Source organism: Mucilaginibacter sp. GW822-FHT03E02 (assembly GCF_058801545.1).
This window is the reverse complement of sequence record NZ_JBXANJ010000002.1, coordinates 461,968-476,723: the sequence shown is the minus strand read 5'-3', so window position 1 is coordinate 476,723 and position 14,756 is coordinate 461,968. Positions and strand designations below refer to the sequence as shown.

Annotated in this window: 3 protein-coding genes; 2 read left to right on the top strand and 1 reads right to left on the bottom strand. The window is 41.8% G+C overall.

Annotated features, from left to right (window positions below; all coding sequences use genetic code 11):
* Positions 1-5 precede the first annotated feature (5 nt).
* A complete protein-coding gene (locus tag AC1RM2_RS28690) occupies positions 6-6,482 on the bottom strand; it encodes an alpha-2-macroglobulin family protein (protein WP_492988590.1) in 6,477 nt (2,158 codons plus the stop codon).
* A 256-nt stretch (positions 6,483-6,738) separates the two neighbouring features.
* Between AC1RM2_RS28690 and AC1RM2_RS28685 the strand changes: the two genes are divergently transcribed.
* Positions 6,739-10,893 carry a hybrid sensor histidine kinase/response regulator gene (locus AC1RM2_RS28685; protein ID WP_492988589.1) on the top strand — a complete coding sequence of 1,385 codons (4,155 nt, stop codon included), beginning with the start codon at positions 6,739-6,741 and terminating at the stop codon, positions 10,891-10,893.
* A gap of 709 nt (positions 10,894-11,602) precedes the next feature.
* Positions 11,603-14,746, top strand: coding sequence for a SusC/RagA family TonB-linked outer membrane protein (locus AC1RM2_RS28680; protein ID WP_492988588.1), 3,144 nt, complete (start codon positions 11,603-11,605; stop codon positions 14,744-14,746).
* Positions 14,747-14,756 lie beyond the last annotated feature (10 nt).

Below are 14,756 nucleotides of genomic sequence, written 5' to 3'. Positions count from 1 at the left end.
TTTCTTTATGGTTTAAATTCTATCCGGCGGCCTTCGGTATGGGCATTAAATTCGGGTGCATACATACTTTGCAGGCTGGTAACGCCGGTTGCGTAATTGCCCGGCTGTACTACACGCAGTGTATATTCAAATACATAGTTTCCTTTTTTTAGTGCACTTATAAAAAAGTTGGTGGCCACATCCTTACTTACCTGGTAATAGTGCAAGCCGTCCTGGTATTTATAGGCCGATAGAGTTTCCATCGGCTCGGTACCGGCAGGACGCATGTCTTTTAGCTGGATATAGTCAAAATCACGATCTGCTTTAAGGTAAACTACCACTTTGAGTACATCACCTGTTTTAGGCAGGTGGGCGGCATCAAGCGCAGTAAGTATTGGTCCGGCATCAGTTTGTTTCTGTATAAAGTACTTGCGCTCCAATTGAACGTTGGTGTTTGATGCCGTTATCTTATCCAGCTTTTCGGTGTATTGCCAGTACATAGCCCCCCAGTTAATGGTTTTACTGCTGTTACTTACCTGCACATGGCCCAATGCAGGTTTTACCTGCTCATCAACCCAGGTGGTTTTCAAGTAACCGGTGCCGGCTTCGGCTTTAATGCCGGGCTTTAATGCGGCCAACGGTTTGTTGTTTAAGCTGATGTTTATTTGGGTAGCATCGGCAAGTATATTATCGCCTTTAATCAGCAATGCGTAGCAGGCTGCTGCCGTAGCTTTGGTGGTGCGCCAGTTGGTGGTTTGCTTGTTGCGCAACAGCCATATTTTCATTTCCTCCACTGCTTTTGTATTATTACCCGCTTCGCTAAACAATTCGATCATCAGCGATTGTGTTTCAACCGGCGACTGGTACCAATAATATCCCGGCTTGTTAGCAGCCCAATACATGCCCAATTCGTCAGATTGTTGGGCGGTTTCCAGTAACGATTTCATGATCTCTGCCGCTGTTTCCTTTTTATCAAAACGAAATAGGGTAAGCGCTATCATGGCCTTTTCAAATTCTGGTTGCTGTACCCATTGCCGACTTGCCCGGGCCAGGTAATTAGCCCGGATGATGTTTATCTCTGTACTTGTTTCTCGGTTTTTAAAGTAGCTTAATGCATACCAGGCATGAATTTCGGTGGAATTGATATCCCGGACCATATAATTTTTGATGTACCTTTTTGCGACAACTTCATCAGCTTTAATTTCATTATCAATATACCGGGAAGCATTGATGCTTATGCGCGCCAATGATGCGTCGTTTTTATCCGCAATGTTAAGTTTAACAAGCTGACCAATGCCTGCCAGGATATGCTGGGTGATATACCGGTCAGAGAAATCGCCGCCAAACCAGGGGAAGCCGCCGTTTTGCAATTGTTTTTGTTGCAGTTTGTTTAAATTGGCATTCAATTCATAGCTCATTTTATTCAGGTCGAAGAGAAGCGCGATTCGTTTTTTCTGTTCGGTTTCGTCAACAGCATCCTGCAGCCAAGGGGTTTCTTCCACCAATACTGATTTCAGTTCCGGATTTTTTTCGAGGTTGGATAGCAGGGCTTTTGAATCTGCTGTTTTCCACTGTTCAAATACCTTTTTTATCTGCGGGTAATGGCTCACGATATTCACCGCGAAGCTATTGGCATAAAACCGGCTAAAAATTTGTTCCGAACATTCGTAAGGGAATTCCATCAGGTAGGGTAGTGCCTGCACAGCCGTCCATACGGGGTTTTGGGTATATTCCAGCGTCAACGTTTTATTGGTTAGGGTACTGCTGGTTTGATTAACCAGTTTATCAAACGTAAAGTTTTTGGTTTGGCCGGGGCGTACCATCATGGGCATGGTTTCGGTAACCAGCATGCTGTTGGGGAGCACAGGCAGCGTGTTTTCTTCGCCATCGGTATAATTGCCCGCCGAGGCTGTTAAACGATAGGTGAGGGCCTCCAAACCGGCGGGGATAACCAGTTTAAAAGATACGGCCCCGGTTGATGTGCTATCCAGCTCGAAAGGTTGCTCGGCATATTTTGATTTGCCAAACAGTGCTACAGGCTGTAAGGTAACTGCATTGGTAAATTCAAGTTTAGCCTGCCCTTTCAAATGTTGGTTTGATAGATTCACAACCCGTGCCGAAACCACCAATGTATCGCCCTCCCGCAAAAAGCGCGGCATATTGGCGCTGATCATCATTTTTTTCTGCGTGATAATCTCCTGTTCGATGTAGCCGCTTTGCAAATCCTTATTATGCGCAAATCCCCGGAATTTCCAGCGGGTTAATGATTCTGGCACCGTAAAATCAATCAGCACCTGTCCGCTATTGTCAGTATGCAATTGGGGATAAAAGAAGGCAGTTTCATTAAAGTTTTTGCGGGTAACTATAGGTGCCGCACCAATTTCTTTTGCTCTGCCGGCAAGAAGTTCCTTATCAAATTTTTGGCCGGGCTTGGCTTTTATTTCTCTTAAAACTACTGTATCATCGTATAATTCATCATACATCATAGGAACAGTACTCCGCTGGGTTTTGAATTTAGGCGCCGCACCGACGAGGCCATATGCTTTTTCTTCTTCCACCTCCTGTTTGATATCAGCATTTCCAACTGGCTCATCTATCCTCACATCTACGTTAGGGTCGCCTTTCTGGCTTTTCGCTTCTCCTCTGCCAACTTTGAAATTTGCCTGCATTTCCATTAGGGTTTTCATAATCACGGTTAGCTTGATACCTTTGGTGGGGCGTATTTTGCCGGTTACATAACCCTTGCCGCTGAACGTTAAAACAGACCCTGCAGGCACCTTAATCCTGAAATACCCGTAAGAGTTGGTAATTGTACTTATAGCTAAATTATTAATGCTAACTTTTATACCGGACACCGTGGCGCGTATTCCTGTTACTTTTCCTATAACATCATAACCATTTTTGATAAGCCGGGCGTTGGTGGTATATCGTTTCGCTATTTGTTTATTGCTCCATACTTCCTTTTTATCGGCTACGGTATTGGCATTATAATTAAGATTTTCACTGCCATCATAATCAAAACCTAAATTATCTATGGATTCATAATTTCGGTCAGTTTCTTCATAATACGGCTGGTGTGGCTCATCGCCGGTAGTGTTATCATTGGCCGACGGCGGGATGGTTTCCCACTCAAAATAACGGGCCATATACTGGTATTCGCTAAAATCGGCTTGCCAGCTTAATGGTCGGGCAATATCATCCAGCGAGGCATCATATAAACCTGCCAGTAATTCGGATGTTTGTTTGTTGTCGCCTCCGCTTATCTGTAGTTTCCATTGCTCTTTTTCGCCGGGTTGTAGTTTGTCACGCATGGTTAAAAAACGGATGTTTAACGGTTTAGCCGTGTCTTTTACCATAATGCGCTGGTAATATTGGTATTGCCTGTTGCCGTTTACCAATTCAAATTGTACGGTAAACGCATTTTTGCCAGTTGGCGCTACAGGTACGCTTATTTTTTGCGGCGCACCTGCCTGTAGTTGCAATAGTTGCGATGATAGCAGTGTGGGGCCATCATACGTTTCAAAAAGTACCTTGCAGGCTTTTCCAATTCCTATATAAAAAATTGCAGGTTCCCTGGCTGCAACGATGGTAGTTTGGGCTGTTACCCAATCTTCGGGTTTTTGAATAGGGGCTTTATTTCCAATGTAATTAATGTACTTAATTACAGATGTAGTGTCACCATTTTCGTTTTTAACGCTGATAACCAATGCATATACGCCGCCTGCTGATTTAAAGAGTTTGTTTAGGTCGATATTATTGCCGCTTTTTTGGATATCGATATCCAGGTCGGCTGTTTTTTCCTGGCGCTGCCAGTTTGGGTATTCATCCTGATGGTTATAGGCAAAGTTGGGGAAGTATTTTTCGTAATCGATTTTGCTCATCAACCATTGATCGGGTACATCCCAAAGCCTGTTTTTAAAGAATGCATCGGGACCTTTCAATTCGTATACTTTAATGTTGGCCTTGCCATTTTGTTTTTCATCGTTGCCGTTAAAAATGGTTAAAGCGGCATTGGCGCGTTCGCTGTCAATAGCTTTTTCGGGTACGTCGGCCTCCAGCCGGATTGGATTATCGCTGATGGTGATCTCACTGGTTGCAAAATGCGTTTCGCTATTGGCATCGGTAACGTTGGCCTGTATGCTAAACCGGCAGGTTTGTCCCTTATTTTCGTTATCCGGCCCGTTGGCCAAAAACTTAAACCTGAAGTTACCTTGCTCATCAGTTTTAATGGTATCAACAGCAATTATTGCCTGCTGATTATCATTGTTATATACAGATCTTTTACCACCATATGCAGCGTTAACGTATGGCCGCATTTGCGGCACTCTTGTTACATTATAAGCTACCCTGGCACCAGATAGCCCATATCCCGAAAATGCATTTACCTTACCCTTAACTGTAATGCTGTCGCCAAGTTTGTAAATCTGTGTAAAAGGCTCAAAATCAACTTTAAAAGTAGGGCGTTTGTATTCTTCAACAATAACCGTTATCCGGCCGTTGTCGGTAGATAGGGATAGCCAGCCATTCAGTACATTTTGAGGAATGACAAAAGAAGAAGCCGCGGTTCCAAATTCGTTGGTTTGTAATTGGGTGGTGCCCAGCTGCTTATTGTTTTGGTCATTTAGGGTGATATCCAGGTTCGCTTTCGGCATAATGCTGCTTTTGCCGTTTACACTTTGCAGCTCCATGGCTTTAAAGTAAATGGTTTGGCCGGGGCGATAGATTTGCCTATCGGAAAAAAATACTGTTCTGATAACGGGTGCGCTATTTAAGATGGGCTGTGGCGAGTATGGCTCATCCTTTTCATTATCTGTTAAATGGTCACCCCGGTAGTTTATGGCCACTGTGTATTGATTGCCTTTTGAATCAAAAATAAACGTGCCGTTAGTATCCGTTACTCCGGTGATAACCACCGGCTTCTTTTTTGTATTTCCATACCTCTCCGGGCTGTAAGTGATGGCTATAGTAGCGCCTGCCAGCATATCGCCTGTTTCGCGGTTAGTTACTTTAATCTCCCGTTTTCTGTCGAGCCTTGTCCTCATGACATACGCCAGCCCGCTTACTTTAAACATACCCAGCTGGATAAGGCTATCTTTGCCGCTTTGTTCAGTTGCTAATAAAAGATACTTGCCTGGTTTTAGCGCGTCAATTTTAAACTCGGTAGTATGTTCCTTTAAATCGGTGGTTGCAGGCAGGTTTAGTTGTTGGTTTTGTAATACTTTTAAGGTTTTAATAAAAGCCAAAGTGCTTTTACCTGTCCCGATAGAACCATAATTCTCGTCCAGCTTTCCGATATAGGTTAGCTGTACATCTGTAACCTTATAAATACGGTAGTGCGCTTTGGTAATATTACGGTATTTTAAACCCGCAAGGATGGGTACATCCGGCGAATTCACGTCCTCAAAACTAACCTGCAATTCTTTTTGGGTAATTTCATTTATCTGGCTACCTGCGCGTTGTGCACCCGGGCTTTTAGGGTAACCGGCCATTGCCTTTTGCAGGTAAATCATGGCGGTGGTTAAGCTATCCGCATCACCGCAATACTTGCCAATAGCACATAATGCATCTGCACAAATAACGCCTGCCGAAGTATCGGCAGCAATATTTTTAAGAGCAGCGAGGTACAGGATGTTTTTTTTGCCCAGCGTAGCTTTATCGTACAAAAAAGTGAGCCTTTTCATATCAAGGTCGGCCAAAGCCTTCCTGTCATTTTTTTGCAGATGGAACGCCAATCCCTGTTGCAGCAGGCGGATGCCGCGGTAAAAAGTTGACGCCGTGTCGGTGGTTTTGACATCCAGTGAGGTAAAGGTTTTACTATCGCCAAAAAAACGCGGGTCGTTTATCGAAAACGGCATTTTGGGTTTGGTAAGTGCAGGCTCGTCTGCCAGGAAAAAGTCAAATGCGCGGTGCAAAAGCAGGTCGTATAGCGTAGGCCTTAAAAAACGGGTGTTCTTATCGCCTTGCAAAATACCGTCTAAAATATCAAGCGGGGTGTTTTGTTCCTTATCAGCGTCCTGTAACGACAGTTGATAAAGTTTTGTGGTTTCATTAATAATAGTTGCCAGGTCCCATTTTCTGAAATCTATGTCAGGAACTTCCAGTTTGCTCCGGCCGGCAAATGTGTACCGGTTTTGCTGATAATAATTCCAATACATATCGGCTAAAAAGGATTGTAAAACCGGCTTAACCGGGTAAGATGACCGGCCAATATCGGCTTTCAATGTAGTAATAACACTCACAAGTGCGTCTTCCTGCAAATAAGTTTGGAATTTGGCATGGTAAATAACCGCGCGCACCATCTGCGGTACGTTATTTTCTTTTCGCGCCAGTGCATCAAGTTTGTCAACCTCCATCAATGCCGATTTTGGCAGGCCAACCTCTGTCAATGAGTCGATAGTAAATATGATGTTATGATAGCTGGTTTGAGCCGATGATGGCCGGGCTATGAATAAAAAACAGGCAATAAAAAGGAACTTCAGGGTTTTGCAGGTTTGTGATGGCATAAGGAATGAGGATATGATGGATAACGGTAATAATACCAAAATATGATTGTTAAAATTTGTTAATTATTTACCGGATGCAAAATGCACAGTAAATTCATAAATAATTAAATCAAATGGTAATTAGGTAGGCAGTAGTTATGCCTTGGCGTTATAAATTGTATTTTAAACAATTAAATTTCTTTTTGGGGATTTATTAATTATATCTTTAAGATTATTTTTCCGGGATTATAAACCAATATTTACGCCGAATATCGCCATGAAGCTCAGGGCTTTGTTATTATTTTTATTGATGCAGTTTACATGGAGGCAGGTAAACGCGCAAAATACCCAGTTCCGGTTTTCGCATCTCGATATCAAGGCAGGCCTGTCGCACAACCAGGTAAACTGTATTTATAAGGATAAAAAAGGCTTTATGTGGTTTGGTACACTATCGGGCTTAAACAAGTACGATGGTTATAGTTTTAAAAGCTTTAAACACGTTGCCGGCGATACCACTACATTAGATGATGATTACATTGTAAGCATAAACCCCGGGCCCGAAAATAAACTGTGGATTGAAACCCGTACAGGCTTTAATATTTACGACCCTGCTACCGAAAAGTTCAGCAAAAACCTGATGGGTTTTATGTACAAAATTAAGGTGTACGATACGTACATTTTAGCCATAAAAAAAGACAGGGTGGGCAATTTTTGGTTTTTGGAACATAACGCTACCCAGGGCATCTTTAAGTACGATCCGGTAACAAAACAAACCATCAATCTACGTCATAAACAGGGAGATACCACATCTATTTATTCAAACCTGGTTACCGATCTGTCGGTTGATTCAAAAGGGAACATTTGGCTCATATCAAGTGCCGGCGTATTGGAGCGACTTGACCCTAAGAGCTACAAGGTTAATTACCGCCTAAAGCTTGAGCAGCTGCCCGCAGCATTAAGTACCACTTATAAAATTTTTATTGATAAGCAGGATGATATCTGGGCGTTTGTACCCAGTTATTCAAAAGGTGTGTTTTTCATTAGCCCTAAAAACAAAGTAATTAAACATATTTTAAAAGCCACGGGCACTATAAATACCGATGTTATATCAGATGTTATACAGGATCAGAAAAACAGGATTTGGATTGCCACAGATCATGGGGGGATTAATTTACTTAACAAACAGGATTTTACCACTCAATACCTGCTTAATCGCGAAGATGACGATAAAACAGTAGGCCAAAATAGCATCACCTGCGTTTATGTGGATGATATAGGCATTATCTGGTGCGGCAGCTATAAACGGGGGATAAGTTATTATCACCAAAACATTATAAAATTTGCCAGCTACACGCATCACCTTTCTGATAAAAATAGCCTGCCTTTTAGTGATGTAAACAGTTTTGCTGAAGACAAACAGGGCAATATATGGATAGGCACCAACGGCGGAGGGCTGATTTACTGGGACAGGAAGACAGGCAGCTTTAAACAATACCTGCACAACGCCGCCGATAAAAACAGCCTTACCAATAATGTTGTAGTAAAGCTGTTTATTGATCACGAGCAAAAGCTATGGATAGGTACCTATTATGGCGGCCTTGATTGTTTTGACGGTAAGGTATTTAAGCATTACCGGCACAACGATGCCAATGCAAACAGCATATCTGAAGACAGGGTTTGCGCCATAACCGAGGATAGCGACCATAACCTATTGGTGGGCACTCTATCGGCAGGTTTGAATGTTCTTGATAAAAACAGGAAAATGGTTGCCATATACAGGTTTGACGGAGACATCAACAAAAGTTCTATCCACTCCAATTACATCAGTTCGGTAATTGAAGACAGGCGCAAAAATTTATGGATTGTTACCGCGTACGGCTTAGATCTGTTGGTAAAAAAAGATCACCAGTTTTTGCATTACTTACATGATGATAAAGACCCCAACAGCCTCATTAACAACAATACCAATAATATATTAGAGGATAGGGACGGCTTGATTTGGATAAGTACCCGGGAAGGCATCAGCATATTTGATTACAAAACCGGAAAATTCACCAATATTAATAAGCTTGATGGCTTGCCCGATAATACAGTGATTGATATGCAGGAGTTTAGCCGTAATAATATATGGGTAAGTACCCCTAATGGTTTATCAAGCATCTATATTGATCGTTCGGCAGGCAAGCTTAAGTTTCGTTTTGTTAATTATAATGAAACAGAAGGGCTACAGGGGCGCGAGTTTACCGAAAACTCGTCGTACAAGACCAGGGCAGGGGAGTTGCTGTTTGGTGGCGGTAACGGGTTTAATATTTTTAAACCTTCAAATATCCTGAATAGTACCAATCCGCCTAATTTGGTTTTTACGGATTTGCAAATCTTTAACCAGTCGGTAAAGGTAGGTGATAAGGTGAACGGCTCGGTGATATTAACACAGTCTATCGTGGATTTAAAAGACCTTAAGCTAAAATATAACGACAATGTATTTGCTATAGAATTCGCGGCGCTTAATTATTTTAACCCCGATAAAATAAATTACCAATACCGGATGGACGGCTTTGATAAGCGGTGGATAAACGCCGATAACAAAGTGCGCAAAGCCACTTATACCAACCTTGACCCGGGCAACTATGTGTTTAGGGTTCGCGCCGGCAGCAACGAAAGCTGGAAGGGGAAGGAGCTTACGTTAAATATCAACATATCGCCGCCATTTTGGAAAACCACATGGGCTTACATCTTATATACATTGTTGGCAGTAGGCTCATTGTTATTTCTGAGAAGAAGGGGTATCCAGAAAATACGTACGCAATTTTCTATCGAGAAGGAGCGGGAAGAGGCTCAGCGCATGCACGAGCTGGATTTAATGAAGATTAAGTTTTTTACAAATGTAAGCCATGAGTTTCGCACGCCGCTATCGCTCATTATGGCCCCGGTGGATAAGATTCTGAAACAAATTGCCGAACCTGAGGTGCAACGGCAGCTGATGCTGGTAAACCGTAATGCCAAACGCCTGCTAAACCTGGTAAATCAATTGCTTGATTTCAGGAAGATGGAGTACCAGGAATTAAAGCTGCATAAAATGAACGGCGACATTATTGGCTTTATAAAAGACCTTTCGTTTGCATTTACCGATGTGGCCGATCAAAAAAGTATCCGCTTTATTTTCGACTCAGAAATAGAAACGTACTATACAAGTTTTGATCATGATAAAACAGAACGGATCATGTTCAACCTGTTATCAAATGCCTATAAGTTTACACATGAGGGGGGCCAGGTAAGCGTTTTAATTAACGTGATTGACAAAAAAGATACCGCCGAACATCTGTTAGAAATCAGGGTTATTGATACAGGTATTGGAATTGCCGCCGATAAGCTGAACCGGATTTTCGATCCCTTTTTTCAGAACGATTTACCCGGATCAATGCTTAACCAGGGTAGCGGCATAGGCCTATCTATAACCAAAGAATTTGTTAAGCTGCACGAAGGGGAGATATGTGTTGAGAGCGAATTTAACCAGGGTAGTTGCTTTACGGTTTTATTGCCCCTGGTGCAATTGGATATCAGTGTTTTAACAGATACGATGATGCCGTTTGATCACGACACTGAGCTTGCGCCGTTATATAATCTGCCCAAAAACGATTCCCATAAAGAGAGCAGGGATGGCAAAAGGCCAACAGTATTATTGGTTGAAGACAACGACGATTTCAGGTTTTACATTAAAGACAATTTAAAGTCGGCATTCAATGTGATTGAGGCCGAAAACGGAAAAAAAGGCTGGCAAAAGGCCCTGGCGCAACACCCTAATCTGATAGTAAGCGACATCAGTATGCCCGAGATGAACGGCATCGACCTTTGTTTAAAAATAAAAAATGATAAGCGTACCTCGCATATCCCGGTAATACTATTAACCGCCTTAACAGGCGAAGACCAGCAATTAAAGGGATTGGAAACCGGTGCAACAGATTACCTTACCAAGCCTTTTAACTTCGAGATACTACAATCAAAAATCAGGAATATATTGAGCCAGCAGGAAAGCATGCGTAAAACCTATACCAAACAGGTAGAGGTAAGCCCGACTGAAATGCATATCGATTCGCCGGACGAGCAGTTTATGAAAAAGGTACTAATTTTGATTGATAGTAATATCTCCAACCCCAATTTCTCGGTCGAGGAATTGAGCAACGAAGTTTTTGTAAGCAGATATACCCTCTACAAGAAAATCCTGGCCATGACGGGCAAAACACCCAACGAGTTGGTTCGGTCGATGAGATTGAAACGCGCCGCCCAGCTATTGGAAACAGGCCATTTAACCATCTCGCAAATTTGCCATAAAGTAGGCTTCAAGAGCCAGAAGTATTTTGTGAAGATGTTTAAAGCCGAGTATAATACCATCCCCTCAAAGTACGCCGACGCTGCCGAAGAGATTGAATCTTAGCGTGGTGTAAACTATCGTCATTGCGAGGCACGAAGCAATCCCGAACTATGTGGGACTTAGCACGGCGGGGATTGCTTCGTGCCTCGCAATGACGGTCATAAGCTTCTAAATGATTAGTGTGCGAACTATCCACAAGTTCAAATAATCAAACCATAAACCCTCTCCAAAAGCCGATAGTGTATATCAAAGTACAATGCTTTTGAGAAGGTACTGTTACGCATCAGCTACAAAGCGTCATCCCGAAAGCCCCGTAAAATAGCCTGTTGACCTCGTCAAAGTGATACTATTTTTTCAGTTCAAAATATAATGCTAAACCGTTATGGGGATACATTTGTAACTTTTTTACGCCATTTTTTAACGGATATTTTCAATTATTTTAATTAAATATCTGATAATGAGTACTTTAATACAAGTTGACATTTGTACCCCTATTTATCCACAACCGGGTTTGGTTTCACATATAATTTTACCCTCATTATAAACATGTATTAATGCCCGGCAATAATATTGCCGGTTTAGTATAAACCTGATAAGCGTATATAACCAATTTTATTAAAGCAATTGTTTGCCATTTATTGATGGGAACAACAGGCGCATAAACATTGATGATTGTCATCAATAATTATGTACGTGTTAAAAAAGACGATGGCAGCTATAGTAACGGAACCAATAAATCAAATAAAAACCAAATAAACTAAGTAAATCAATTATGCGAAAAATTCTACGAATGGCATTGCTGTTTTTGTCTCTTTTTGTATGCTTCCGGGCAGGGGCGCAAAACCAGGCGACAGTAATCAAAGGAACAGTAACAGACGACAAAGGCATAACCTTGCCCGGGGCTTCTGTCAGGGTAAAAAATAGCCAGGCTTCGGCTATAACAGATAAAGATGGTAATTACAGCATCAGCGTACCCAATGGCGGTACCGAACTTACTTTCTCGTTTATCGGGATGAAGCCGCAAGACGTTGTTATAGGTAAGAAAACTATTATCAATGTTGTATTGGTCAACATGTCTACCACTTTAACAGATGTGGTAGTTATTGGTTACGGCCAGCAAAAGCGCCAGGACGTAAATGGCGCCATATCATCGGTAACCGCCAAGGATATTCAGAATATCCCACAAACAAGCGTTGACCAATTACTGCAGGGTAAAGCCGCAGGTGTTACCGTTACCAACGGTACAGGCGCGCCGGGTAGTTCGGCCTCAGTGCACATTAGGGGTATAACATCTCTTTCGGGTTCAAATGAGCCTTTATATGTAGTTGATGGTGTATATATTGATGGTTCTGCCTACACCACCCAAAATCAAAACAATGGCGAAAATACAGTTAGCCCGCTAAGCTACATTAACCCAAATGATATCGCATCTATTGATATATTGAAAGATGCGTCGGCGACAGCTATATATGGCAGCCGTGGCTCAAATGGTGTAGTCATTATTACCACAAAAAAAGGTAAAAATAGTTCGGCTCATTTAAATTATGATGGTTATTACGGTATTCAGCAACAAGGGCATTTTCTTAAAATGATGAACCTGCCTCAATACGCCGCTATACAAAACGAGATAGCCGATATTACCGGCATAGGCCGCAGGGGTGAGTTTGCAGACCCCACCTTACTTGGCCCGGGTACCGATTGGCAAAAAGCAGTGTTCAGAACAGCGCCAATGCAAAGCCATAACCTTTCGATGAACGGTGGTAACGAAAACGTGAATTACTATATTTCAGGAGGTTTCCTTAAACAAAATGGTACTATCATAGCGTCAAATTTTAAACGCTACTCCTTTCGTACAAATGTTGAGGGAAAATTGAAGGATTGGTTTAAACTTGGTTCAAACATGACATTGAACCGTACCGATCAAAATATCGGCGCGAGTGATAATGGCGGTATTGTTTACCAGGCGTTATTGAATGCTCCCGATCAGGCAGCCAGCAATCCCGACGGCAGCTATACGGTTTCCACTGCATCTTATGGCGGCGGCGCATTTATAAGCCCTTTAGCTTTGGCAAAATTAAATACTAATAACCTGGTGCGTAGTCAAATAAACGCAAATTTTTATGCTGATATACGTTTCACTAAAGATTTGACTTTGAGATCAGAAATTGGAGGTTATGATAACTTTTCAAAAAGTGTATTATTTTTCCCGTCGTTCACGGTAACTTCTCCAACTAATCCCTCATTTATATATGGCAATCCCGTAGCAAGTTTAAGTGAATATTCGGATCAGGCTTTAGGCTGGAACTGGAAAGAGTACCTTACCTACAATCATACGTTTGCCAAAAAACATACTATAACCGCGGCTGCGGGTTATGAACTAAATGAAGGTATGTACAACAGTATGAGTGCCGGAACTAATACGTTTTTAAGTAACGATTTGCCTACGCTTAATCTTGGTGGTGCCAAAATACCTACAATTGGCGAAAACAAGTCGTCAAACACTTTAGAATCTTTTTACGCTCGTGCTATTTATGATTACGATAACAGGTATAGCTTAACCGCTACAATCCGTTCAGATAGGTCTTCAAATTTTGCACAAGGCCATCAAACCGGTTATTTTCCATCTGCTGCTATTGGATGGACGCTCTCAAATGAATCATTTATGAGCGGCATTAAAAGCGTTGCCGATAATGTTAAGCTACGGATAGGTTATGGCCAGGTAGGTAACCAGAATATTCCGGGCTACCAGTACGGATCGGCACTTAATCCTACTATTACCGGCTTGGGTACAGGTTTTAACGTATCAAATTACAATAATCCAAATCTAACCTGGCAAACATCTATACAAACTGATATAGGTTTGGATTTTACTTTATTCGGCAGGGTTAACGCGGCTGTAGACTGGTATAATAAAACTTCGAAGAACTTCCTTTTCCAGGCACCTTTACCTGAGTTTTTAACAGGTGGCCCAAATTACCTTGGCGGAATCAGCGCGCCTTATGTAAATGGCGGTGAGGTTAGTAATAAGGGTATTGAGTTCAGCATAAATTCAAAAAACATTGTTTCAAAAGACTTTAACTGGAATACCACAGTAACGTTTTCCCATTACGTTAATAAAGTTGTTTCTACCTATAACAATAGTGTAATTAATGCAAGTATCACTAATACATATTTGCAAATTCCTGTTACTCAAACTAAAGTTGGCGGCCCTATAGGTGAGTTTTATGGCTATACAGTTAAAGGCATATTTAAAACTGCTGATCAGTTGGCAAACGCGCCAGTACAATTTGGACAGCCTACCAGTACTACATTAGGTGCCACAGGTGCAACAACTTTAGGCGATATACAGTATGTTGATACCAATCATGATGGTAAGATAGATGCAAGTGATATTAGCGCTATCGGAAATCCCAATCCTACCTTCACCTATAGTTTTACCAATAATTTCAGCTATAAAGACTTTGATCTGTCTATATTTTTGTATGGCTCATATGGCGGTAAAATACTCAATGCGCTGAATTACAATCTTGAGGGATTGAACGGATTATATACCAATCAATTGGCCGAAGCTGCAAATTACTGGAGCCCATCTAACCCTAATGCAACCATTCCTGCTCCCAAGGGCGGTGTTAACCCTAATCTAAATATGTCTACAAGATTTTTGCAAAGCGCCTCTTTCTTAAGGTTTCAAAATGTGCGTTTAGGGTACAGTCTACCTTCAAATTGGGCTAAACATATCGCGCTTAACCGTTTAAAACTGTATTGTAGTGCACAAAATCTCTTTGTAATAACAGGTTATAAGGGGTTAGACCCAGAGATTGGCCAGCAAAACCAAAACGTGTTTTTAACCAACGTTGATTTAGGAAGGTACCCTTCCCCAAGGGTATTTACGTTTGGAGTAAACGCAGAATTTTAATTTGACCATA

Excerpts from the sequence above, each read along its gene's own strand:
- AC1RM2_RS28690 (WP_492988590.1), bottom strand. The coding sequence starts at position 6,482 with ATGCCATCACAAACCTGCAAAACCCTGAAGTTCCTTTTTATTGCCTGT.
- AC1RM2_RS28680 (WP_492988588.1), top strand. The coding sequence starts at position 11,603 with ATGCGAAAAATTCTACGAATGGCATTGCTGTTTTTGTCTCTTTTTGTA.
- AC1RM2_RS28685 (WP_492988589.1), top strand. The coding sequence starts at position 6,739 with ATGAAGCTCAGGGCTTTGTTATTATTTTTATTGATGCAGTTTACATGG.